Annotated in this window: 24 protein-coding genes and 1 riboswitch; of the genes, 10 read left to right on the forward strand and 14 right to left on the reverse strand. The window is 75.2% G+C overall.

Going from position 1 to position 23,201, the window contains the following annotated elements:
* Positions 1–72 precede the first annotated feature (72 nt).
* From GA0070606_RS13105 to GA0070606_RS13115, 3 genes are all read left to right on the forward strand, one after another.
* Entirely contained in the window at positions 73–1,311 is a 1,239-nt protein-coding gene (locus GA0070606_RS13105; RefSeq protein WP_091098640.1) for a DUF2786 domain-containing protein, read from the forward strand.
* Between the two features lie 97 nt (positions 1,312–1,408).
* Positions 1,409–1,777 (forward strand): YciI family protein, encoded by a 369-nt coding sequence (locus GA0070606_RS13110; RefSeq protein WP_091098644.1) that lies wholly within the window; start codon positions 1,409–1,411, stop codon positions 1,775–1,777.
* Entirely contained in the window at positions 1,774–3,018 is a 1,245-nt protein-coding gene (locus tag GA0070606_RS13115) for an RNA polymerase sigma factor (protein WP_091098647.1), read from the forward strand. The genes GA0070606_RS13110 and GA0070606_RS13115 overlap by 4 nt, the downstream gene beginning before the upstream one ends.
* A gap of 118 nt (positions 3,019–3,136) precedes the next feature.
* On the opposite strand, the gene GA0070606_RS13120 is transcribed toward GA0070606_RS13115, so the two are convergent.
* The 8 genes from GA0070606_RS13120 to GA0070606_RS13155 form a co-directional block, all read right to left on the reverse strand.
* On the reverse strand, positions 3,137–4,597 hold the full coding sequence (locus tag GA0070606_RS13120) for an alpha/beta hydrolase (protein WP_091107680.1): 1,461 nt from the start codon (positions 4,595–4,597) through the stop codon (positions 3,137–3,139).
* 202 nt (positions 4,598–4,799) lie between these two features.
* Entirely contained in the window at positions 4,800–5,069 is a 270-nt protein-coding gene (locus GA0070606_RS13125; protein WP_091098651.1) for a hypothetical protein, read from the reverse strand.
* A gap of 5 nt (positions 5,070–5,074) precedes the next feature.
* Positions 5,075–5,428 carry an ArsR/SmtB family transcription factor gene (locus GA0070606_RS13130; RefSeq protein ID WP_091098655.1) on the reverse strand — a complete coding sequence of 118 codons (354 nt, stop codon included), beginning with the start codon at positions 5,426–5,428 and terminating at the stop codon, positions 5,075–5,077.
* 368 nt (positions 5,429–5,796) lie between these two features.
* Positions 5,797–6,297, reverse strand: a complete 501-nt coding sequence (locus GA0070606_RS13135; RefSeq protein ID WP_091098659.1) for a hypothetical protein — start codon at positions 6,295–6,297, stop codon at positions 5,797–5,799.
* Between the two features lie 183 nt (positions 6,298–6,480).
* Positions 6,481–6,654, reverse strand: a complete 174-nt coding sequence (locus GA0070606_RS13140) for a CsbD family protein (RefSeq protein ID WP_091098663.1) — start codon at positions 6,652–6,654, stop codon at positions 6,481–6,483.
* Positions 6,655–6,879: 225 nt separating this feature from the next.
* Positions 6,880–9,129, reverse strand: coding sequence for a heavy metal translocating P-type ATPase (locus GA0070606_RS13145; RefSeq protein ID WP_091098667.1), 2,250 nt, complete (start codon positions 9,127–9,129; stop codon positions 6,880–6,882).
* An 11-nt stretch (positions 9,130–9,140) separates the two neighbouring features.
* Positions 9,141–10,145 carry a hypothetical protein gene (locus GA0070606_RS13150; RefSeq protein ID WP_091098671.1) on the reverse strand — a complete coding sequence of 335 codons (1,005 nt, stop codon included), beginning with the start codon at positions 10,143–10,145 and terminating at the stop codon, positions 9,141–9,143.
* A gap of 28 nt (positions 10,146–10,173) precedes the next feature.
* The gene (locus tag GA0070606_RS13155) at positions 10,174–10,383 is read right to left on the reverse strand and encodes a heavy-metal-associated domain-containing protein (RefSeq protein WP_091098675.1); all 210 of its coding nucleotides are present in this window, start codon (positions 10,381–10,383) and stop codon (positions 10,174–10,176) included.
* 149 nt (positions 10,384–10,532) lie between these two features.
* Here GA0070606_RS13155 and GA0070606_RS13160 point away from each other — a divergent pair, with 149 nt between their 5' ends.
* Positions 10,533–10,835: a metal-sensitive transcriptional regulator gene (locus tag GA0070606_RS13160; protein ID WP_091098681.1), complete on the forward strand. Its 303-nt coding sequence runs from the start codon at positions 10,533–10,535 to the stop codon at positions 10,833–10,835.
* Positions 10,836–10,981: 146 nt separating this feature from the next.
* Here the strand turns inward: GA0070606_RS13160 and GA0070606_RS13165 are convergent, their stop codons facing one another.
* Together GA0070606_RS13165 and GA0070606_RS13170 are read right to left on the reverse strand one after the other, a co-directional pair.
* A complete protein-coding gene (locus tag GA0070606_RS13165; RefSeq protein WP_091107682.1) occupies positions 10,982–11,605 on the reverse strand; it encodes a DUF305 domain-containing protein in 624 nt (207 codons plus the stop codon).
* An 82-nt stretch (positions 11,606–11,687) separates the two neighbouring features.
* Positions 11,688–12,365, reverse strand: coding sequence for a hypothetical protein (locus GA0070606_RS13170; RefSeq protein ID WP_091098685.1), 678 nt, complete (start codon positions 12,363–12,365; stop codon positions 11,688–11,690).
* A gap of 326 nt (positions 12,366–12,691) precedes the next feature.
* On the opposite strand from GA0070606_RS13170, the gene GA0070606_RS13175 reads away from it, so the two are divergent.
* Together GA0070606_RS13175 and GA0070606_RS13180 are read left to right on the forward strand one after the other, a co-directional pair.
* Positions 12,692–14,044 carry a YibE/F family protein gene (locus GA0070606_RS13175; protein ID WP_091098688.1) on the forward strand — a complete coding sequence of 451 codons (1,353 nt, stop codon included), beginning with the start codon at positions 12,692–12,694 and terminating at the stop codon, positions 14,042–14,044.
* 166 nt (positions 14,045–14,210) lie between these two features.
* Positions 14,211–14,341: riboswitch (cyclic di-AMP (ydaO/yuaA leader) on the forward strand.
* Between the two features lie 4 nt (positions 14,342–14,345).
* Positions 14,346–15,365: a coiled-coil domain-containing protein gene (locus GA0070606_RS13180; RefSeq protein WP_091098692.1), complete on the forward strand. Its 1,020-nt coding sequence runs from the start codon at positions 14,346–14,348 to the stop codon at positions 15,363–15,365.
* 64 nt (positions 15,366–15,429) lie between these two features.
* Here the strand turns inward: GA0070606_RS13180 and GA0070606_RS13185 are convergent, their stop codons facing one another.
* Positions 15,430–16,209 (reverse strand): carbonic anhydrase, encoded by a 780-nt coding sequence (locus tag GA0070606_RS13185; RefSeq protein WP_091098695.1) that lies wholly within the window; start codon positions 16,207–16,209, stop codon positions 15,430–15,432.
* A gap of 195 nt (positions 16,210–16,404) precedes the next feature.
* On the opposite strand from GA0070606_RS13185, the gene GA0070606_RS13190 reads away from it, so the two are divergent.
* Positions 16,405–16,743: a helix-turn-helix transcriptional regulator gene (locus GA0070606_RS13190; protein ID WP_091098700.1), complete on the forward strand. Its 339-nt coding sequence runs from the start codon at positions 16,405–16,407 to the stop codon at positions 16,741–16,743.
* A 75-nt stretch (positions 16,744–16,818) separates the two neighbouring features.
* Here the strand turns inward: GA0070606_RS13190 and GA0070606_RS13195 are convergent, their stop codons facing one another.
* The 3 genes from GA0070606_RS13195 to GA0070606_RS13205 form a co-directional block, all read right to left on the reverse strand.
* Positions 16,819–17,511 (reverse strand): hypothetical protein, encoded by a 693-nt coding sequence (locus tag GA0070606_RS13195; protein ID WP_091098703.1) that lies wholly within the window; start codon positions 17,509–17,511, stop codon positions 16,819–16,821.
* A complete protein-coding gene (eccE, locus tag GA0070606_RS13200; RefSeq protein WP_141721670.1) occupies positions 17,508–18,935 on the reverse strand; it encodes a type VII secretion protein EccE in 1,428 nt (475 codons plus the stop codon). The genes GA0070606_RS13195 and eccE overlap by 4 nt, the downstream gene beginning before the upstream one ends.
* Before the next feature lie 154 nt (positions 18,936–19,089).
* Positions 19,090–20,769: a right-handed parallel beta-helix repeat-containing protein gene (locus tag GA0070606_RS13205; protein ID WP_091098709.1), complete on the reverse strand. Its 1,680-nt coding sequence runs from the start codon at positions 20,767–20,769 to the stop codon at positions 19,090–19,092.
* A 283-nt stretch (positions 20,770–21,052) separates the two neighbouring features.
* Between GA0070606_RS13205 and GA0070606_RS13210 the strand changes: the two genes are divergently transcribed.
* The 3 genes from GA0070606_RS13210 to GA0070606_RS13220 are packed head-to-tail and all read left to right on the forward strand — an operon-like array spanning position 21,053 to position 23,174.
* Entirely contained in the window at positions 21,053–21,436 is a 384-nt protein-coding gene (locus tag GA0070606_RS13210) for a YwqJ-related putative deaminase (RefSeq protein ID WP_245724676.1), read from the forward strand.
* Positions 21,433–21,918, forward strand: a complete 486-nt coding sequence (locus tag GA0070606_RS13215; RefSeq protein WP_091098717.1) for an SUKH-3 domain-containing protein — start codon at positions 21,433–21,435, stop codon at positions 21,916–21,918. Before GA0070606_RS13210 ends, GA0070606_RS13215 begins: the two co-directional genes overlap by 4 nt.
* Positions 21,912–23,174 (forward strand): SseB family protein, encoded by a 1,263-nt coding sequence (locus GA0070606_RS13220; RefSeq protein WP_091107684.1) that lies wholly within the window; start codon positions 21,912–21,914, stop codon positions 23,172–23,174. Before GA0070606_RS13215 ends, GA0070606_RS13220 begins: the two co-directional genes overlap by 7 nt.
* The last annotated feature ends 27 nt before the right edge of the window (positions 23,175–23,201 follow it).

Raw genomic sequence — 23,201 nt, forward strand, 5'->3', positions numbered from 1 at the left:
CCGGAGGTACCTTCGGCGGGCCGGCGACGAACGTTTCGCCGCGCGCCTGAACAGACCCGGGAGGACGCGGCCGTGCCGGACGCCGAGGAACTGATCAGCGACGCCCTGGCGGCGGCGCGCGGCACCGACGTACGCCTCGCGGAGCGACAGCTGGACCGGCTGATGATCGGCACGGGCGCGGCGGAGAGCGCGGCGGCCGTCGACGCCGCGCTGCTGCGTCGCCTCGCCCGCGGTGTCGGCCGGCTCACGTCGCGCGGCTGGCAGCCGGTGGACCTGGTCCGGCTCGCCACCCGCCGGCTGGGCGCCCGGTCGGCGGGGCTGGTGGCCGACGCGCTCGCCGCACACCGCCGCGACCTGGCCGGGCCGGTGCCGCCGTGGTGGGACGACCAGCTCCGCGACCTGGACGCGCGGGTGTGGTGGGACGGCGACGGGGGCCACCTGGCCGCCCGGTCGGCCCGCGCCGGATGGGACCGGTTCACGGCCCTGCGCGCGGCGGTCGACGCGCTGGCCCTGGTCGAGGGGCTCCCGCCGATCGCCGTGCTGCGCCCGCCGCCCGGCGCGACCGGGGCGGGCGCCGCGCGGGGCGCGTCGACCGGCGGGTCCCGGATGCTCGACCGGGTGCGGGCGCTGCTGGCCAAGGCGGAGTCGACCACCTACCCGGCCGAGGCGGAGGCGCTGACCGGCAAGGCCCAGGAGCTGATCGCCCGGCACAGCATCGACCAGGCCCTGCTGGCGGGCGTCGCCGAACGCGCCGACCAGCCCGGCGGGGTGCGGCTCGACACCGACCCCCCGTACGCGGGCGCGAAGGCGCTGCTGGTGCAGGAGGTGGCGGCGGCGAACCGGTGCGAGGCGGTCTGGTCCGACGACCTCGGCTTCACCACGGTGCTGGGCTGGCCGGCCGACCTGGAGGCGGTCGAGCTGCTCTACACCTCGCTGCTGGTGCAGGCCACCGCCGCGATGCTGCGCGGTCGGGGCGAGCGGCGGGCCCGGGGTGCCGGCCGGCGCACCCGCGACTACGACGAGTCCTTCCTGAACGCGTTCGCGCTGCGGATCGGCGAGCGGCTGCGGGCCGCCACCGAGGACGCGGACCGGCGGGCGGCCGCGGAGACCGGGCCGGAGCGTCTGCTGCCGGTGCTCGCCAGCCGCGCCGAGGCCGTACGGGAACGCCTCGACACGCTCTTTCCCGGCGTCACGCGGGCGCGGCTCACCGTCCGCGACGCCGACGGCTGGTCGTCGGGCACCTCCGCCGCCGACCGCGCCACGCTCGGCCCCGCCCCCGCCCCGGAGCGCCAGGTCCGCGGCCGGCGCTGAGATTTCTCCCCGGCGCTGTCGGAACCGGCCGGTCGGCTCCGACCCCTCACCGGAACCGCGCCATCATGGGCGCGACCGAGCAGACGAGGAGCGCCCGATGAAGTACATGCTGCTGATCTGGAACCGTCCCGGGTTCGTCGAGGAGCTGTCCGAGCAGGAGCGCACCGCGCTCTTCGGCGAGGTCGACGAGATCATGCGGGAGTTGACCGAGTCCGGCGAGCTGGTCGGCGGCCAGGCCCTGGCCGACCCGTCGCAGGCCCGCACGGTCCGGCCGGCGGGCGACCGGCCGGAGGTGACCGACGGGCCGTTCATGGAGAGCAAGGAGCAGTTCGCCGGCTATCTGATGGTCGACTGCGACAGCCTCGAACGGGCCGCCGAGATCGCCGCCCGCTGGCCGGACGTACGGCGTGGCTTCGGCGCCCTGGAGGTGCGGGCGGTCATGGACGAGTCCGGGACGGACGTGTGAGCGGACGGCACATCGAGGACCTGCTGCGCGACCTGGCGCCGCAGGTCCTCGGCCTGCTCGTGCGCCGGCACGGCCAGTTCGACGCGGCCGAGGACGCCGTGCAGGAGGCGCTGCTCGCCGGCGCGACGCAGTGGCCCGGGCAGGGCGTGCCGGACAACCCGCGCGCCTGGCTGCTGACCGTCGCCGGCCGCCGGCTGACCGACGAGTGGCGCAGCGAGCGGGCCCGCCGGGACCGGGAGGCCGCGGTGGCCGTCCGCGAGCCGGCGTACGCGACGGTCGCCCCCGCCGCCGACGAGCAGCCGCCGGCCGGCGACGACACGCTGACGCTGCTCTTCCTCTGCTGCCACCCGGCGCTGGCCCGGTCCGCGCAGGTCGCGCTGACGCTGCGCGCGGTCGGCGGCCTGACCACCGCGCAGATCGCCAGGGCGCACCTGGTGCCCGAGGCGACCATGAGCCAGCGCATCCGCCGCGCCAAGCAGCGGATCGAGGCGGCCGGCGCGCGGTTCACCATGCCGGCGCCCCGGGAGCGGGACGAGCGGCTGCGGGCCGTGCTCCAGGTGCTCTACCTGATCTTCAATGAGGGCTACACCACCTCCGGCGGGCCGGAGCTGCACCGGGCCGACCTGACCGCCGAGGCCATCCGGCTGGCCCGCATGCTGCGCCGGCTGCTCCCGGACGACGGCGAGGTGGCCGGGCTGCTGGCGCTGATGCTGCTCACCGACGCGCACCGGGCGGCCCGGACCGGGCCGGCCGGGGAGCTGGTCCCGCTCGCCGAGCAGGACCGCGACCGCTGGGACCGCGCCGCCATCGCCGAGGGGATCGCCCTGGTCACCGAGGCGTTGACCTGGTCACCGCCCGGTCCGTACCAGCTCCAGGCGGCGATCGCCGCGGTGCACGCCGAGGCGCCGTCGGCGGACCGGACGGACTGGCCGCAGATCCTGGCGCTCTACCGGTTGCTCGCCCGGATCGCCCCGAACCCGATGGTCACCCTCAACCAGGCGGTCGCCGTGGCGATGGTGGACGGCCCACGCGCCGGCCTGGCCCTGCTCGCCCCCCTCGACGCCGACGACCGCACCGCCGGGCACCACCGGCTCGCCGCCGTCCGCGCCCACCTGCTGGAGCTGGCCGGCGAGCCGCGGGCGGCGCGGGCGGCGTACCTGGCGGCGGCCCGGGGCACGACGAGCCTGCCGGAGCAGCGTTACCTGGAGCTGCGCGCCACCCGGCTGGCCGGGCACCGATGAGTTCCGGCCGCGACGGGAGTCTCTTTCATCATGAGCGGGCTGGGCGGCCCGGGTGCCGCCCTGACCGACGCGCCGGCCGGCGTGCGACACGGGGACGCACGCCGGCCGCCTCCTCACGTCACCCGCTGGTCGCCGGCACCGCCGGGCAGCTGGTGCCGTCGGCGGGCACGTCGACCGAGATCAGGTAGCGGTCGACCGCGTCCCGTACGCAGTCGCTGCGGGTGTAGTTGCCGTGCCCCCAGCCCTCGTAGGTCAGCAGCACCCCCGAGCGGCCGAGCTGCCGCGCCACGTTCGTCGCCCAGTTGTGCCCGCTGGCCGGGTCGTACCGGCTGTTGGCGAGCAGCAGCGGCACGTCGGTACGGACCCGGAGGCGGTGCTGCGGGTTGGCGACCGGGGCCGGCGTGCCGAGGCAGGTCGCGATCGCCGGCAGCGCCTGCGGGTAGCGCACGTCCGGCGCGATCCGGGCCATCCGTCGCAGGTGGGCGGCGTACTCCCGATGGTCGCGGACCGGCAGGTGCCAGTCGGCGCAGAACACCGCGAAGGGATGCGGCCGCACGGCGTCGACGTCGACGTCGGCGGCGCGGGGCCCGGCGGCGGGCGGGCTCGCCCGCAGGGCGACGATCTGCGTGGCCAGGCCGGCCCAGTCCGGGCCGTACAGCCTGCGCTGGGCCAACCGGCTGAGGCCGTACGGGGTCAGCGTCGCGCCGGGACGGTCGGGGTCCGCCAGCTCGCCCCGCTCCGCCCGGGCGAGCAGACCGGCCCAGACCGCGCGGACGTCCTCGCCGTGCAGCGCGCAGGCCGGCGTACGGGCGCACCAGGCGACGAACTCGTCGAACGAGTCCTGCGCGGCGGCGGCCTGCGTGTCGAGGAACGCCCGGGTGTCGAGGCTGTGGTCGACCACGCTCTCCAGCACCACGGCCCGGACCCGGTGCGGGAACTGTTCGGCGTACTGGGCGCCGAGCAGGGTGCCGTACGAGCTGCCGTGGAAGGTGAGCCGGGTCTCGCCGAGCGCCGCCCGGACGGCGTCCAGGTCGCGGGCGGCGCTGCGGGTGTCGACGTGGTCGTAGAGCGGCCCGGTCCGCTGCCGGCAGTCGGCCCGCAGCAGCGCGTTGTCGGCCACGGCGGCGTCGAACCGGGCCTGGTCGGCGATGACCTGCGGCTGCCGGTCGAGCAGCGCCGCCGAGCAGAGCACGGGGTTGCTCCGGCCGATGCCGCGCGGGTCGAAGCTGACGACGTCGAACCGGCGGCGCAGGTCGTCGCTGAACCGGTCGTTCAGCAGGATCCGCCGGACGCCGGAGTCCCCCGGCCCGCCCGGACCGAACACCAGCGAGCCGATCCGGGCGGCGGGGTCGGTGGCGGCGCGGCGGGCCAGGTGGAGGGTGAACCGTTCGCCCTCCGGCCGGTCCCAGTCGACCGGGAGCGACAGGGTGCCGCACTCGGCGGTGCGGTCCTCCTCGCACGGTTGCCAGGCGATGCCCGGCGTGGGTACGGGCGCGGGCCGGCCGGCCGAGGCCGGCGCGGGCGTCGACACGCCGGTCGCCAGCAGCGCGGCGGTCGCCCCGACCGCCAGTGCCCGCATCCGGGCGGGGGGCCGGCCTCGGCCCTCCCGGCCCGGACGGGCCGGGTCGCCGCCGCGAGGGGCGGACTTGCGTACGCGCAGCACGAGATGCTGTCCTCTCCTTCGAAGGAGCGTTGCGGTGAGAACTCGCCCGTGGGCGAGGTGATGCTGCTTCCACCCGGGCCGTCGAGTTGGCGCTCGACGGCCCGGGGCCTTGCCGGCGCTAGTCGACGTCCTTGAGGACGCGTTCCAGCGAGACCAGCCGGGTCTCCATCCCGCCGAGCCGGGCGTCGAGGGCCGCCAGCACCCGGGCCGCGGATTCCTGTGCCTCGACGGCGTTGCGGGCGAGTTGTCGGTACTCCTCCTCGCGAGCCCCGGCCACCCGGGCCCGCCGGGTCTTGGCGACCTGCACGATCGTCACCGTGATCACGCTGACGAGCAGGGCGAAGATCCCGATCGCCCCGACCACCTCGGTCCAGTCGTGCTCGCTCATGCCCCTCATTTCCCGTCCTCGTCCCCGTCCGGCCCCGCGCCCGGTCCGGCGGTGAGCGTCTCGGCCGCCGCCGCGACGGCGCCGGGCGTGAGCGTGTACGCGAACGGATTCACCTCGTAGAACTTCATCGCCTTCCCGTCCTCCGACAACTCCAGGTGTGCGGACACGAGGCCGGCCGCCGCGAGCTTGCGCAGGTGCACCTGCACCAGCGCGCGGCTGATGCCCAGCTCGCGGGCGAGTTGGCTGACGTACGCGCGTCGTCGCGCCAGCACGGCGACCACCCGCATGCGGTGCGGGTTGGCAAGCGTGGCCAGTACGCGCACCAGTTCGTCGCCGGTGACCGTCGGACCAGCGCTCATGACCAGCCCTTGCACATGCAAACGGACGTTAGCGGGTGCCGGCGCGGACGTCACCAGTGGACGGTCGATCTCAGGGGCCGGTGGGGGAATTCCCCGGCCCCTCCCTGAGCGTGCGGAACGCCCTCGGACGTGGGCAGGGGGCGGCAACCGTGGATCAGGCGCGGCGGTCGCGGGGCCGTACGCCTCGCGGGCCGGGAGCGGAAGCGCCGGTCAGGCGCGGCAGTCGCGGGGCCGGACGTCCCGCGGGGCTGCGGGCGGCGCTCGCGGGTCAGGCGCGGCAGTCGCGGGTCAGGCGCGGCGCTCGCGGGTCAGGCGCGGCGCTCGCGGGTCAGGCGCGGCGCTCGCGGGTCAGGCGCGGCGCTCGCGGGTCAGGCGCGGCAGTCGCGGGTCAGGCGGGGCGGGATGGCGGTGAAGGTGGAGTTCATCCAGGCGGCCGGGCGGGACGCGCGGGAGCCGGCGTCGATCTGGTCGGCGGTCTCCTCGATCAGTGCGCGGATCTCCGGGTCGGCGGCCCGGCGGGCCTGGGCGCGCACGTCGTCGGCGAGCTCGGCGAGGTTGCGCCGGAGCTGCTCGGCGACCTGTTCGCCGGTGAGGTCCCAGCTGACCGAGGCCGCCGAGTCGGTGGCGATCCGTCGGCTGCCGGCGACGATGACGCGGTCCACCTCCCGGCAGACCTCGGCGGTGTTGGCGGCCGTCGTGGCCACCGGCGACGGGCTCGGGACGGCGCTCGCCGTCGCCGTCGGTCCCGGGGCCGACGTGCCGGCAGTTGCGCCGGCCTCCTCCGGCGAGGTGTCCTGGCAGCCCATCGCCAGCACCCCGAGCGCCACTGCGGCGGCGGCGCGCCGCGCGTAGACGACGGATCGGGACATCGGGACCTCCCGTTCGCGGATCTCGGCCGTCGGCGGGACGGCACGGCTCGACCGACGCCGGGCGGCGGGACGTCGTCCTGGCAACGAGCGGGGTGGGCCCCGGGTCACGTCGGCCGTCGCGGCCCGACACGCGGGCCGCCGGGCCGGCGAGGGGGCCGGCCCGGCGGGTCCGCGTACGCGAAATCAGCTCTTGAAGGCGTCCTTGACCTTCTCGCCGGCCTGCTTCAGCTTGGCGCCGGCCTGCTCGTTGCGCCCCTCGGCCTCGAGGCGCTCGTTGTCGGTGGCCCGGCCGGCGCCCTCCTTCAGCTTGCCGGCGGCGTCCTCGCTCGCGTTGTTGATCTTGTCGTCGAAACCCATGTCAACCTCCGATTGGGCAGTGCCGGTACGCCCCCGCAGTACCCCGCCCGACCACGACCCAACCGTGCGGCCGACGGCTCGCCGCGGACGTGATGACGATGAACGGCCTCGACGACCGGCTCCAGACCGGCGAGCTGATGGCGGACGCGGTCGGTGCGGAACGCGCTGAGCCCGGACGCACCGCGCCGCCGGGCCCGGGAGGGGTCCGGCGGCGCGGTGCGGCGGTCAGGCGACCGGGCGGAAGCCGCGCAGCCGCAGGCTGTTGGCGACGACGAAGACCGAGGAGAAGGCCATCGCGGCGCCGGCGATCATCGGGTTGAGCAGCCCGGCGGCGGCCAGCGGCAGGGCCGCCACGTTGTAGGCGAAGGCCCAGAACAGGTTGCCCTTGATGATGCCGAGGGTGCGCCGGGAGAGCCGGATCGCGTCCACGGCGGCCATCAGGTCGCCCCGCACCAGGGTCAGGTCGGACGCCTCGATCGCCACGTCGGTGCCGGTGCCCATGGCCAGGCCCAGGTCGGCCTGCGCGAGGGCGGCGGCGTCGTTCACCCCGTCGCCGACCATCGCCACGGTCCGCCCGTCGCCCTGGAGCCGCCGCACCACGTCGACCTTGTCGGCGGGCAGCACCTCCGCGATCACCTCGTCGATGCCCACCTCGGCGGCCACCGCCTTGGCGACGGTGGCGTTGTCGCCGGTCAGCAGCACCGGCGTCAGGCCGAGGGCGCGCAGCCCGGCGACCGCCGCCCGGCTCGTCGGCTTGACCACGTCGGCCACCGCGAGCACGCCCCGGGCCCGCCCGTCCCAGCCGGCCAGCACCGCCGTCCGCCCCTCGGCCTCCGCCGCGGTGGCGGCCCGTGCCACCTCCTCCGGTACGTCGAGACCGTGCTCGCGCAGCAGTCGGAGCCGGCCGACCAGCACCTCGCGGCCCTCGACCGACCCGGTCACGCCGAGCCCCTCGACGTTGGCGAAGCCGGTGACCGGCGGCAGTGCGCCCGCCTCCGCCGCGCCCGCGGCGACCGCCTGGGCGATCGGGTGCTCGGACGCGGCCTCCAGCGCCCCGGCCAGCCGGAGCAGCTCCGCGCGGTCCTCACCGGCCGCCGGGAGCACGTCCACCAGGGTCATCCGGCCGGTGGTGACGGTGCCGGTCTTGTCCAGCACCACGGTGTCCACCTGCTTCGTGGACTCCAGCACCTCCGGGCCCTTGATCAGGATGCCGAGCTGGGCGCCCCGGCCGGTGCCGACGAGCAGGGCGGTCGGCGTGGCCAGCCCGAGGGCGCACGGGCAGGCGATGATCAGCACCGCCACGGCGGCCGTGAACGCGGCGGTCGCGCCCGCCCCGGTGCCGAGCCACCAGCCGAGGGTGCCCGCCGCGAGGGCGATCACGATCGGCACGAAGACCCCGGAGATCCGGTCTGCGAGGCGCTGCACCGCCGCCTTGCCGGTCTGCGCCTGCTCGACCAGCCGGGCCATCTGGGCCAGTTGGGTGTCGCCGCCGATCCGGGTGGCGGTCACCACCAGCCGGCCGCCGGCGTTGACCGTCGCGCCGACCACGGTGTCGCCCGGCCCGACCTCGACCGGGACGGACTCGCCGGTCAGCATGCTCGCGTCGACCGCCGAGGTGCCCTCGTCGACCACCCCGTCCGTGGCGATCTTCTCGCCGGGACGGACCACGAACCGGTCGCCCACGGCGAGCTGGTCGACCGGGATCCGGGTCTCCGCGCCGCCGCGCAGCACCGCGACGTCCTTCGCGCCCAGTTCCAGCAGGGCGCGCAGGGCCGCCCCGGCGGTCCGCTTCGCGCGGGCCTCGAAGTAGCGGCCGGCGAGGATGAACACCGTCACCCCGGCCGCCGCCTCCAGGTAGATGTTGCCGGCCCCGTCGGTGCGGCTGATGTCGAAGCTGAAGGGGTGGGTCATCCCCGGTTCCCCGGCGGTGCCGAGGAAGAGCGCCCACACCGACCAGCCGAACGCGGCCAGGGTGCCGAGCGAGACCAGGGTGTCCATGGTCGCCGCGCCGTGCCGCAGGTTGATCCAGGCGGCCCGGTGGAAGGGCAGGCCGCCGTAGACGACGACCGGGGCGGCCAGGGTCAGCGACAGCCACTGCCAGTACTCGAACTGCCAGGCCGGCACCATGGCCAGCGCGATCACGGGCACGGTCAGCACGAGCGAGACCCACAGCCGGGTACGCAGGCCGCGCAGCTCGTCCACCGGCTCGGCGGCCGGCTCGGCCCCGGCGGGCGTGGGCGGGGGCGGCAGGACGGCGGTGTAGCCGGTCTTCTCCACCGTGGCGATCAGGTCGTCCGGGGTGACGTCGTCGACGTACCGGACGGTGGCCTTCTCCGTGGCGTAGTTGACCGTGGCGGTGACCCCGTCCATCCGGTTCAGCTTCTTCTCGATGCGGGCGGCGCAGGACGCGCAGGTCATGCCGCCGATCGCCAGCTCGATCTGGTTCGGCGCGGTCAGCAGGGGTTTGGTGGTCATCACGGGTCCCGTCAGTCGTGCCCGTGGCCGGGGACGCCGTGGTCGGCGTCGGCGGTCGGGGAGATCGGGGCGGCGGGGGTGCCCGGCGCCGCCGGGGTGCCCGTCGCGGCCGGGGCGGTGCCCGGGCCGGTCGGGGCGCCGGCGACGACGGTGAACTCGGCGGTCCGCACCACGCCGTCGTGCTTGAAGTCCAGGTAGAGGCGGTAGGCGCCGGCCGACGGCACCTCGGCGAGGAACCTCACCTCGGGGCCGGGCCTGGTCCGCCCGTCGCCCGGCTCGCCGTCGGGGTGCACGTGCAGGTACGCCAGGTCGCCCTGGCGCAGCGCCACCAGGTGACCGTACGCCCCGAGGTAGGGCTCCAGGTCGGTGACCGGCGTGCCGTCGCGGCTGACCGTCAGGGCCAGCTCGGCGGTGCGGCCGGGCTCCGGGGCGCCGGCGAGGGTGACGGTGTAGCCGTCGACGGTGGTGCTGGTCGCCGGGGCGGGCAGCGGCCGCTCGGTCAACGCGCCGGGGACGGTCACGTCGACCCCGAGGGTCAGCGCCTCGCCCCCGGTGGGGGTGAAGTCGGCGAAGGCCCGCCAGACGCCCGGCCCACCCAGCGGCGAGTCGACGTGCCAGGTGCCGTCCGGCGTCATCTCCGGGTGCACGTGCCGGAAGCCGGAGAGGTCGCGGCGGGCGACGATCAGGTGCATGCGCTTGTCGTGAGCCACGTCGTAGCCGGTGACCGGCCGGCCGTCCGGGCCGGTGACCCGGAAGGCGAACTGCCCGGCCGGGGCGTCCACGGGGCGGAGGGTGTAGCCGCGGTCGGAGACGAGCAGCCCGCCGGGCAGATGGGCCGCCCCGCCTTCGTCGCCGCCGTGTCCGGCGTCACCGGCGGCTCCGTGGCCGTCGCCGGCGTCGTGGCGGGTGTCGGCGGCCGGGGCGACGGGGCCGGCCACCTGGCCGACCCCGTACGCCGCGCCGAACACCGCCGCGAGGCCGAGGGCGAAACCGCTCAGCTTCGTCGCCGTGTTCATGGTGTACCTCGGTTTCCCCGTGCCGCCGTCAGGCGCCGACGAGGTCGTAGCCGGCCTCGTCGACGGCGGCGCGCACGGTGTCGGTGTCCAGTGGGCTCTCGCTGGTGACGGTGACCTTGCCCGCGGCGAGGTCGACCTGGACGTCGCTGACGCCCGGGATCGCGCCGACCTCGGCGCTGACCGAGCTGACGCAGTGCCCGCAGGTCATGCCCTGCACCTGGTACGTGGTGGTGACCATCGAACTCTCCTCTCGACGCCTCCAGCCTATACCCCCCTGGGGTAATGCGGAGGCAGACGGGTCCTTCGGTTTGTACCGGTACCCGGTGGGGGTATCCCGGTCACGAAGGACCGTACCATACCCCCGAGGGGTACGCTATCCTCGATCCCATGACCACACCGACGCCTGCCCCGACCAGGGGCTACACCGCCACCAAGGACCAGCTGCTCGCGCGGCTGCGCCGCGTCGAGGGGCAGGTCCGGGGCATCGAGAAGATGGTCGACGACGACCGCTACTGCATCGACGTGCTCACCCAGATCTCCGCGATCCAGGCCGCGCTGGACAAGGTCGCGCTAGGCCTGCTCGACGGGCACGCCCGGCACTGCATGCACGAGGGGGCCGCCGAGGGCCGGGCCGACGAGATGGCCACCGAGATGATGGCCGCCGTCGGCCGCCTCATGAAGCGCGGCTGACCCGCCCCGACACCGATCGGGCCGCCTGCGTCGACCGGCCCGGCACCGATCGGCCCGCCGGAGCCGACTCCCGGGCCGCCGGAGCCGGCCCTGGGCCGGTCCGGCGCCCCGGCGCCCCCGGGTGGGAGCGCCGGGGTGGGCCCGGATCACAGCCGGCCGAGGATCCTGCGCATCGTGTCGATCTCGGCCTGCTGGGTGGCGACTATCTGCCCGGCCAGGGCCTTGGCCTCCGCGTTCACGCCCCGGGAGAGCTCGTCGCGGGCCATGGTGACGGCCCCCTCGTGGTGGGCGATCATCATGGTCAGGAACTGCCGGTCGAATTCCCGCCCGGAGGCCGCCGCCAGCTTCGTCATCTCGGCGTCGGTCATCATGCCGGGCATGCCGTGGTCCATGTGCGGCATCTCGGCGCCGGGCGACGGCACCGGCCGGCCCCAGGCCGACAGCCAGCCGCTCATGGTCGCGATCTCGGGCGCCTGGGCGGCCTTGATCTCTGCGGCGAGCCGCTTGACCTCCGGGTCCGCCGCCCGCGTCGCGGCCAGGTCCGCCATCTCGACCGCCTGCCGGTGGTGCGGGATCATCATCTGGGCGAACATCGCGTCGGCGTCGCCGAACGCGGCCGCACCGGACGCGGAGGCCGCCGGGCCGGTGGTGCCGGGCGTGCCGTGCATCCCCGGGGACGGGTGTCCGTCGTCGCCACAGGCGGTCAGGGCGAGGGCGGCGGTGACGGCCACGCCGGCCAGGGCGGCACGGCGCGCGAGGGTACCAGTGATCACTTCTGAGCCTTTCGGTGTCGGAACGTACGCAGCACGACGGGGGCGCGGACCCGGGGAGACCGGGTCGCGCCGGGGCGTCCTATCTGCGCAGCACCGAGACCGTGGCGAGCCGCAGGCCGACCGGCCGGGTCGGCGGGGCGCGGGGCGACCGGTCCGGCCCGCCCGGCGCCCGGCCCGCCGGTCCGCCGGCCCGTACGCCCGCCAGCAGCACGGCCAGCAGCAGCGGCACGGCCAGCGCGCCCAGCACCGCCAGGCACACGCCCCACCACGGCAGCCCGCCGCCCGCCCCGCCGTACGGCAGGAGTTGCTCGCGCGGGCAGTCGCCCGGGCAGCCCCCGCCCCCGGCGACGGTATGGCGAGCCGGGCTTCCGGGCGGCGCCGCCACGGCGGCGTACGGGATGGCGGTGTGCCGCTCGGTCGGCACGCGGCCGCGCGGGCCGGCGTCGGCGTGCGTCACGGCACCGGCGGCGCGCGTCACGGCATCTGCGGCGTGCGTCACGGCATCTGCGGTCCGCGTCGCGGCGTCGGCGGGGTGCGGCACGGCGATGGCGGGGTGCGGCACGGCAATGGCGGGGTGCGGCACGGCGATGGCGGGGTGCGGCACGGCGATGGCGGGGTCGGCCCGGGTGGTGGCGGCGGAGTGGCCCACCCCGTGCGTGCCGTGACCGAGGGTGTGCATCGCGGCGAGCCCGAACAGCGTGCCGACGAGCAGCAGGATCCGGGCCCACCGCCCCGCCGTCGCCGTCGCCGTCCGCACACCCCCACGCTAGCCCTCCGCGGCCCCCGGCTCCGGGGCGACCGGCGTTTCCGGCGGCGTCCACGCCCCGACATCAGCCCTCACGACCTGCGTCCGGATGTCGGGATGGCTACCATTCGGCCGGTGGCCCTCCGAAATCCGCACCGCCCGCGTCGGCTCCCGGGTCCGGCGGCGGCACCCACCGCCCGGTCCCGTACGCGCCGGGCGAGCGCGGTGCGTGACCGCTCCGCCACGCCGGAGAGATCCGGCGCGGCGATCGGCCGGGGACGCTGAACCGACCGGCACGCCGGCACGTAACCCGCCCTGGAATCGTTGGGAGACACTCGATGGGCGCCGACCACACCCGTCCCGCACCGTCCGCCCCGCCCGGGGTGCGACGGATCCTCGTCGCGACGGTGGTGCCCCTCTTCGTCGCCACCCTGATCGCGGCCCTGGCGCTCTGGCCGTGGGACGCCCCCGAGGCGGCGCCCGGCACCGACCCGCCCCGCCACCACGGCACGGTGACGCGGGTGGTGACCGAGCCGTGTCCACCCGCTCCCGAGGTCCCGGAGGGGGCCCCGGGCGCGGCGGCGGGCCCCTGTGGCACCGTCACGGTGCGGGTGGACGACGGCCCCGACGCCGGGCAGCAGGTGGAGACGCCGGTGCCGGCCGGGCCCGGCGCGCCGAAGGTCGCGGTCGGCGACGAGATCGTCCTGGTCCAGCTCACCGACCCCGCCGACCCTTCGGTGAGCACCTACAACATCGCCGAGCACCAGCGCGGCGAGCCGTTGCTCTGGCTGGTGGCGCTCTTCGCCGCGGCGATCGTCGCGTTCGGGCGCTGGCGCGGGCTAGCCGCGCTGGCCGGCCTGGCGGCGAGCTTCGCCATCCTGCTCACCTTCGTGCTGCCCGGCATCAGCGCCGGCCGCTCGCCGCTGCTGGTCGCGGTCGTCGGCGCGGCACTGATCATGTTCGTGGTGCTCTACCTGACGCACGGGGTGACGGCACAGACCTCGGTCGCCGTGCTCGGCACGCTCGGCAGCCTGGTGCTGACCGGGCTCCTCGGCACGATCGCCACCGCGGCGACCCACCTGACCGGCTTCGGCACCGAGGACGCCACCACGCTGTCGATGTTCCAGGCCGACGTCGACCTGCACGGCCTGCTGCTCGCCGGGATCATCATCGGCTCCCTCGGTGTGCTCGACGACGTCACGGTGACCCAGGCCGCGACGGTCAGCGAGCTGGCGCACGCCAACCCCGGGCTGTCCCGGGCGCAGCTCTACCGGGCGGCGACGCGGGTCGGTCGCGCCCACATCGCCTCGACGGTCAACACCATCGTGCTGGCGTACGCCGGCGCCTCGCTGCCGGTGCTGCTCCTGCTGACCGCCGACTCCCGGGCGGTGACCCAGATCCTGACCAGCGAGTTCCTGGCCCAGGAGATCGTCCGCAGCGCGGTCGCCACCCTGGGCCTGATCGCCGCCGTGCCGCTGACCACCGGCCTCGCGGCCCTGGTGACCACGGCGGGCCGGCGCGCCGGCGGGTCCGCCGACGACGGCGCCTCCCCGACCCCGCCGGCTCCCCGGCCGGCGGCCGACCGCTCCGAGGCGCTCGAGGCCCTCAGCGGGCCGCGCGCCGGCAACGCCCCCTCCGCCGCCCCCTCCGGGTGGCCCGACCGAGACGGGAGCACGGACACCGCATGGTGACACTCCTCAGCGTGACGGATCAGGACCCCTCGCCTGATAAACGCGTCACTGGTCACCCTCCGCCCTTACGAAATAACGCATTTAGTCGGCTTAGGGACGTAGATCCCCGGGAGGGCTGTCGGGTAACCTCGCTGCCGGTCACCGCCGAAGGCGCGCAGCGGCGCCTGCGGTGCCGCCGCCCAATCGCCACCAGGCGAGCCGGGGACCCAGGTACGTGGGGTGAATCCGCGACAGCGGTAGGGGCCACTTCCGCCCCGAACCCGTCAGCTAACCCGGTCGGCGGTCGACGGAAGGGAACACTGTGACGGCACCCCTACGCCGCTGGTTGACGCCTGTGGTGGCCGTGATCGCCGCCCTGGCCGTCTTCGCCGGACCCCTCCCGGCGGCGGCCGAACCCACCTCACCGCCCCAGCCCTCCGGACACGGAGACGACGAGCCCAAACTGCTCAACGACCTGATCGAGTCGCGGAACCGCAGCTACGTCCAGGCCAAGTCGAAGCTGGCGAAGTCGAAGAAGCGCCAGCTCGAGCTGGCCCTGGAGGTCGACCGGGCGCAGGCCGAACTGGCGGCGCTGGCCCCCCAGGTGAGCCAGATCGCCGCCCAGTCCTACCGGACGGGGCGCATCGGCGCGGTGTCGATGCTGCTGGACACCGCCAGCCCCGACTCGTTCGTCCGACGCGCCGCCGCGCTCGACGAGCTGAACCTGGTCAACTCCAAGAAGCTCGCCGAGGTCAACGCGGTCAAGAACCGCGCCGAGCAGGCCAAGCTGGCCCTCGACGCCGAGGTCCGCGAGCAGCAGAAGCTGACCAACGAGATGGCCCGCGGCAAGCGCGAGGCGGAGAAGGCTCTCGCGCTGGTCGGCGGCAGAGGGCTGACCGGCGGCAAGGTGGTCGCCACGTCGCCGGTGGCCCGGATCGCGCCGGGGCGTACCGCCGACGGTGACTGGAAGCCCCTGTCGTGCACGGAGGACGACCCCACGACCTCCGGCTGCATCACGGCGCGCACCCTGCACATGTACAAGGAGGTGAAGCGGGCCGGGTTCAACCGGTTCGTCGGCTGTTACCGCTCCGGCGGGCCGTACGAGCATCCGAAGGGCCGGGCCTGCGACTGGTCGTTGCAGCGGAGCGGCTTCTCCCCCTGGCACAACGACGACACCTACATGTACGGCAACAACCTGACCGCGTTCCTGGTGCGGAACGCCGACCGACTCGGCATCTACTACGTGATCTGGAACCGGCAGATCTGGTTCCCGGCGACCGGCTGGAAGTCGTACAGCGGCCCGTCGAACCACACGGACCACGTGCACGTGTCACTGCTCTGACGCCGTACGACACAGGGCCGCCCCGCGTCCGCGGGGCGGCCCTGTCGCTTCGTGCGGGAGCGGGTCAGGCGACGGCGGCAGCGGCGGCCGGCGCGTGAGCGCCGTCGGTGGCGGCCCGCGCCCCGTCGACCGCGTCCAGGTGGGCCGGCACGGAGGCCACCACCCGCGCCTCACCGGCGGCCAGCCGGTAGGACATGCCGACCACGGCGCACCGCCCGGCGGCCACCTCGGCGGCGAGCACGGCCGAACGGTCCAGCATCGCCTCGACGGTGCACCCGATGTGGATGTCGACGATGCGGTCGATGTCGTCCACCCCCTCGGCCGCGGCGCGGCGCAGGCTGGGCACCACGGCGTCGACCACGGCCGGCAGGTGCCCCGGCGGAGGGGTGCCGGTGGCGTCCGCGGCACGGGCGGCCTGGACGGCCCCGCAGGAGTCGTGCCCGAGCACCACCACCAGCGGCGTGCCCAGGATCGTCACCGCGTACTCCACGCTGCCCAGCACCTCGGGCCCGACCGTGTGCCCGGCGGTGCGGACGACGAAGAGGTCGCCGAGGCCGCGATCGAAGATGATCTCGGCGGCGAGCCGGGAGTCGGAGCAGCCGACGATGACCGCGAACGGGTGCTGCCCGTCGGCCACCGCGGCGCGGTGCCCGGCGTCCTGGTTGGGGTGGTGCGGGGCGCCGGTCACGAACCTCCGGTTGCCGGCGTGCAGCTCGGCGAGCGCCTGCGCGGGGTCGGCCGGGGTGGCCGACGCGGCCCGTACGGCAGCGGCGGCTGCCGTGGCCGGCTGCGCGGAATCCTGTTCCGGGCCCGGCTGAGTGCCGGGGGATCCGGGACGGCTCATCTCCCTCACCTCGCCCTTTACGCGAAAGACCTGGTCATCCCGGCCGACGCTGGGCGCGGGCTGCCCCCACGTTCACACGCACCCGAAGGTACGTCAAGGGATGCGTGATATGTGCTTCATATGTTTGTCGGCACCCGGCGGGGACGGGGCGAGGGCCTGGCGGAAGACCCGAAGGGTGCGCCATACGATGGCCACATGGCGACGACAGGGGAGAACGGGAGCACCCGGAACTGGACGTTCCTCACCAACCACGGTCACGTGCTGCTCGCCATCGCCCGTAACCCCACCGCCCGGCTGCGCGACGTCGCGGACGAGGTGGGCGTCACCGAACGCGCCGCCCAGGCGATCGTCGCGGACCTGGAGGCCGGCGGTTACCTGCACCGCACCCGGGTGGGCCGACGCAACGAGTACACGCTCAACCCGGCCGGGCGGTTCCGGCACCCCGCCGAGGCGGACCGACAGGTCGGCGCGCTGCTGGCCCTCTTCGCGGACGACGACGCAGAGGGCTCCGACACACCTGAGGCCGCGGGCTGACGCGGCCCGAGCTGGCGGGCCTGCTCGTCCCAGAACCCCTGGTCGTGGTCCGGATCCGGCCGACGGGCCGGACGGTCAGCCGGCGCGGGCGACGGGGCCGATCAGCTGGCGTTCGGTGGGGGTCATGCTGAGCATCACCCACTGCACCTTGCCCTTGGTGATCAGGCCGACCATCTCGGGGTGCAGCTGGGTGAACCAACTCTGCACACTCGCCAGGCCCAGCGCGCTCGCCGCCGTCGCGGCCTCCGTCTCCACCAACCGCTGGAGCAGCACGATGTCGCTGCGTACCAGCGCCTCGACATCCCAGCCGGCCAGGTCGTCGCGGACCACCAGGGTGGCCCGCCACGGCGCGCTGAGGCCCGAGTCAGGGCCGGTGACCGGGCCGGTGTCGATCACGATGAGCTGCGGCTCGGTCGGGCTGGCCGCAGTCGGTGGCGGAACGCCCGGCGGCAGGAACGAGGCGACGTCCCGGCCGATGACGCAGCGCCGCAGGAAGGAGTCCCACTCCTGCTCGCGGGCGGTCTGGATGAACAGCCGAGCACCGATCGCGAGGGCGCGGAAGGCGAGCAGTTCGGCGCAGCGTACGCCGCCGGTCAGCAGCAGCCGCGTCGGTTCGGCCCGGAACAGGCGCAGCCCCACCGGCTCCTGCTGCCGACTGCGCCCGACGACCAGGCCGCCGCCCCCGGCAACCAGGTTCAGACCGCCGACCGTGGCGGTGTCGGCGATGTGCGACCCCATCCGGCTGCCGGGGAAGGCGACGCTCTTCACGGCAGGAAACCTCCGAGCGGAAGCGTGGCGGCCACGCCGTGCGCGTGCTCGCCGTCGAGTCGTTGCAGCCGACCGCCGTAGCTGCGGATCGCCTCGTGCAGGGCCTGGTCGGCGGCGGCCAGTGCGGTCGGATCAGTGCCCATCAGGCGGAACGCCACCTCCACGGCGACGTCGTCGCCGGCGGTGCGGCTGGCCGCGATCGACACCACGCTGGCGGCGGGCAGTCCCCGCAGCAACGGGTCGACCTCCCACGGCCGGCGGGGCCAGGCCAGCATCCGGTGACAGCTCTGCGGGGCGCCCTGGGTCGACCAGCCCCGCCAGGTCTCCCGGGCCAGCGGTTGCTCCCCCGCGGCGCCGGGCGCCCCACCGGTCAGGTGGGTGAGGGCGACGACGGCAGCGAGCACCTCGTCCCGGTTGAGCATCCGGGCGGTCACCCGCTCCTGCCGAAGCTGCCGCCGCGTCCGCCGAATCGCCGCGGTGAGCGTCGGGCGCAGGTCACGGTCGGCGTGGAAGTCGGGGGTCCGCGCGGCCTGGAGCACCACCCAGGCTTGCCGGCTGGCCGGCACGTCCCCGTTGGTCAACTCCCGGTATGCCCGGTCCACCGCCACCGCGCCGGAGCGGGCGCGCGGTGCCGGCGTCACCTGGATCAGCAACTGCACCGCCACCGGGGGCGCCTTCTCGTCGGCCGCCGGCAGGAGCGAGGCCGGGGACGGCAGAGCCTGGGGCGCGCTCATCAGCAGGGCGCCCTCGGTCGGATCGACCTCGAAGACGGCGCTCAGCCCGCCCCGATGGGTCAGCAGGACGGCCGGCTGGTCGTCGACCTCGATGGTTTCCAGCTCGACGCCGCGCTCCAGCTGGGCCAGCAGCTGCACGGCGGCGTCCCTGTCCGCGGCGGTGAGCTGCCGGCGTCGGCCTCGGTAACCCCACCAGACCGAGATCCACTGGTACAGCCACCGGTTGCGGAATCGGATCATCGTCGGGGTGAGCAGCAGCACCGCCACGGTGGCCACCGTGGCGGTGAGCGGCACGCCGTGCGGGGAGGCGGCGAGCACCGCCGCCGCACCGGCCTGCCATGCCACCAGTTGGGCGACGTTGATGCCGCCGATCCCGAGGGCGGCCTGGTGTGGTCGTACCGCTCGAGTGGCCCCGGCCCCGACCGCCTCGTCGGCGGCGGCAGCGGCGGACTGGGGGGCGGCGGGAGCGGCGGCGGCCTGCGGGGGTGGCGCGGCCTGAGCCTGCGCCGTGGTGCCGGCCTGAGCCTGCGCCGTGGTGCCGGCCTGTGCGGCCGTCGCCGCCCGTGCCGTACCGGCCGCCTGGCTCACGTACGCGGTGCCGACGGTTGCCCGGCCCTGCCCGCGCTGTGCCACCACGTCCTGCCGCGGGCCGGCGCCGGCCCGGCTCACCGTCGGCGCGGGCGCCGGCACGCCGGCCTGCTGCGGTGGTGCCACCCGTGGCGCGGGCGGCACCTGCCGAGCCGGTTGAGCGGCCGCACCCGGATGATGCTGCCAACCCGGTTCGCCCGGCCGTGCCGCACCCGGATGCGTCACCTCGCGTCCCTCCTCACCTGGGTCGGCCCGCTCAACGACCGATCGCGGCGCGGATGTCTGCCACCGTCACGGTACGCAGGTCGTCGAGGCTGGGCCGCTGACCGGACTGACGGAGCCGTTGCGCCTGAGCCTTGCGGACGCCCTCGAAGAGCTTGCGGGCCTCGCGGGCGTTGCCGAAGTTCTGGTCCCGCTCGATGGTGCCGAAGTGCGCCTGGAGCAGATCGGGGACCCCGTCGGCGAGCAGATACTCGTCGCGCCGGGCCATCCGCTCCACGATGACGACCAGTTGCTCGGGGCTGTAGTTGCCGAACTCGATGGTCTTCGCGAAACGGGACGCCAGACCCGGGTTGGCGTCGAGGAACTGGAGCATCTCCCCGGTGTAGCCGGCGGCGATGACGGCCACCTCGTCGCGGTGATCCTCCATCAGCTTGACCAGCGTGTCGATGGCCTCCTGCCCGAAGTCGCCACCGCTGCCGAAGGAGCGGGAGAGGGTGTACGCCTCGTCGATGAAGAGCACCCCGCCCCGGGCCAGGTCGAAGGCGGCAGCCGTCTTCTCGGCCGTGTGGCCGAGGTACTGGCCGACGAGGTCCCGCCGGGACACCTCCCGGAACGGGCCACCGGGAAGCGCGCCGAGCGCCGCCAGCAGCTCGCCGTAGATGCGGGCCACGGTGGTCTTGCCGGTGCCGGGCGCGCCCGCGAAGATCAGGTGGTGGCTGACCGCGCCGACCGGCAGGCCGGCGCTGCGCCGCCACTCGTTCACCTGGAGCTCGTCGATGAGCGCGCGGACCTCCGCCTTCACCGACTCCAGGCCGACCATCGCCTCGAGTTCGGCGAGCAGCTTCTCCGTGCGTGCGGTGTCCTGCTGCTTCACGGCCTGGGCCGCCTCGGCCCCGAAGGTGGCACGCTGGCTGACGGTCCCCTCCACGATGGTCGGCGTGGCGCCGTCGGCCACGTCGATCGCCGGCAGTCCGGTGTTCTCGGTGGTGCACTCCTCGACCGTGCCGTGGCAGCCGCGGGCGAAGGAGATGGCCGGGCCGCGGGTGTCGCGGATCCGGCAGCGGCGCAGCACCGGGGCGCTCTGGTGCACCACGGCCACGCCGGCGTAGCCGGTCTGGGAGATGTCACAGGCCTCGATGGTCGGGCGGCCGTACTGATAGACGTAGATGCCACGGTTGCCGCAGCGGGTGACCGTGCTGGTGCGGATCGTCGGGGTGGCGCCGATGCGGACGATGATCCCGTCCTCGGTCAGGTCGCTGAACTCGCACCCCTCCACGGTGCCGTCGGAATCGTCGACGACGAGCCCGTAGCGGGCGCCGGTGACCCGGCAGCGGGTCAGCGTGAACTCCGACCGGCTGGCCACCGAGACGGCCGGGCCGAAACCGGCGCTCAGCTCGCACCCGGTCATGCTGAGCGTCGCCCGGTCGACCGTCACGACCGGTGCGTCTCCGGCCTTGAGGACCAGGTCACGCAGCTCCAGGCGGCCGGAGTTGCAGGACACCGTGGGGTACGCCCCGGACGAGGCGTCGATGGTGACCGTGCCGGCGCCCTCCGCGGCCACGATGGTGGCTCCGCGATCGTTGACGAACAACGCCTCGTAGTAGGTGCCGGGGCTGACCGAGACGACGGCGTCGTCGTCCGCCGCCGCGAGCGCGTCACCGATGGACGGATAGGCGCCGGGCTGGTCCGGGGAGACGGTAAGGGTGCGCGTCATGGCTCCGGTCTTCGTGCGGCGGAAGGGTCACGCCGACGATATCCCAGGCGGTCGACACGGCGGGAGCCCCGTCGCCGCCAGCCGTACCGTCCCATTGGAAGCGGTGCGGGGCGGCGGGACCGGGTGCGTCGGCTGCCGGCGGGACCTGTCGGCGGTGCCGGAAGAGGGCTCGGCGCGGTCAGGTCGACGGCGGGCCGGCAGCCCGGTGCCGGCCCCGGCAGCACGGCGACGGGCCGCTAGGCTCGAGCCCGGACCGATGGCTGTACCGGGAGCGGGAGGACGGATGGCGGAACCCCGGATGTTGCCGCTCGCGGCAGGCGGGCTGCTGGTCGACGGCACCGTCCACACGCACACCTCGATCCGCGGCGACCTCGCGCCCGACCTGCACCCGATGATCCGGCGCTTCCTGCACGAGCTGCCGAGCGGCCAGCGGGAGCGCTTCGCCGGCTGGTGCGCCGAGTCGGTCCTGCTCTCCGACCGGCTGTACGCGGCCGAGGCCGGCGGGGGGCCGCTGAGCCCGGCCCGGGCCCGGTCGCTGCTGTGGGGCGCGAAGGTGCGGGTGACCCGGGTCCGGGAGGAGGGCGACCCCCGCCACGGTGAGGTGCAGCCGCCCTGCCGCTCGTGCGCGGCCCTGCTCGACTGGTTCGGCGTGGAGGCGCTGGCATGACCTCACGCTTCCCGCCCCTGGTGGCCGAGACGCTCCAGGTCGCCGGCTGGGTTCCCGGCCGCCGCGACGACGAACGGGCCCGGCAGTGGGCGCTGAGACTGGCCGCCCTCGCGACGCCGGACGGCCGACAACACACCGTCGTCCGCGCCGCCGTCGAGGCGTACGCCGAATTCGGCGGCCTGCTGGTGCGCCCGCAGGGCGACGGAGAAGAGATCGCTCCCAGCACGTTCCACCTGGACCCGTTCCTGGTGAGCCACTCGGTGGCCACCCTCGCCGCGCTCGCCGCTGCCATCGGCGCGCCACTCACGCCGCTCGGCGAGGAGGGCGACGGCACCGGCATCCTCGCGGTCGACGAACCGGGGCGCGTGTTCGTGCTGGACCACAGCGGCGACTGGTATCTCGGCGAGCGCCTCGACGAGGCGATCACCGCGCTGGTGCTCGGCCGGCAGCCCCGCCGGATACGCCAGGACGGCAGCTGGTGACCGACTGGGGGCCCGCGACCCCGACCGAGGAGGCGCTGCTGGCCGCCGCCGAGGCCGAGGACCGGGACACGCTCCTGGCGACGCTGGCCACCGCGCCGCTGCTGCTGCCGGTGTCCCCCGAGGCGGCAGCCGGCCGCGCGCCGGTGGCGTGGCCCACGGCCCGGCACGACGGGCGGACCCACGTCATCGCGTTCACCTCGCCCGGGGCGATAGCCGCCTGCCTGCCCGGGCAGTCGGTCACCTACCACGTGTTCGCCCTCGCGGACCTGGCCGCCGACTGGCCGGACGACGACTGGCTGCTCACGATCGACGCCGGGCTGCCGATCGGCGTCCGGCTCACCGCCGCGGAGGTGCGTGCGATCGCCGCGCCCGCCCTCGACGCTGAACGGGAGCTACGCGAGGCGATCGGCCGGCAGGAGCCGGACGCCCTGATGGCGGCCCTGCTCCGGGCGGAGCTGCTGCTGCCGCTGCGACCGGGCGGGTCCGGGTCGCGGGACCTGTCCGATCCGGACTTTCCGTGGTGGTGCCTCCCGGATGAGCAGGGACAGCCCTGCCTGCCGGTCTTCACCGCCGAGGCCCGCCTTCGACAGGCCCTCGGCGACCACGACCTGGTCGCGGTCAGCAGTCTCCAGTTGGCCGAGCAGTGGCCGGACCCGTCGTGGCAGCTCGTGCTGAACCCTGGCACTCCGCTGGCGGCGGCGCTGCCCGGCGAGGCCGTGCGGACCCTGCGCGACTGGCTCGGTCAGCTACGCCAGGCGGTCACCGACGCCACCGACGAGGAGCGTCGGCGCCTGGCGACGGCCGCGTACGCCGAGCCGGCCACGGTGGGCGTACCGGCGCAACGGACGGCGCCGGACGAGGACGACGCCGAGTACGAGCCGGACCCGGACCTGCCGGTGCGGCTGCAGGTGGTGATCCCGCACCGGTACCTGCCGTCGTATCTGGAGGACGGCTATCAGCGGGCCGCCGGGCTGGTGCACGCCTGGGCCGGGCCGGGCCGGGACACGCCCACCCGGCTCTACCGGCGCCTCGGCCTGCTCGGCGAGGGTTCTCCGTTCGCGGAGTCCGACGAGTGGGTGGCCGTGCTGCGTTGGGAACCCGACGAGGACACGCCCGAAGAATGGGGGCGCGGCCGGCCGCGGATGGAGTCGGTGGTGGTACCCGACGGGACGGGCCTGCACTGCCTGCACCACGACGGCCGCGACGAGTTGCTGGCCCGCTTCGACGCGGCCAGCGGGCGCTGGCTGCCGGCCTGACCGTCGGCCGGCTCGTGGCCCTGGCGC

The sequence above is a fragment of the Micromonospora citrea genome (genome assembly GCF_900090315.1).
Taxonomy (GTDB): Bacteria; Actinomycetota; Actinomycetes; order Mycobacteriales; family Micromonosporaceae; genus Micromonospora; species Micromonospora citrea.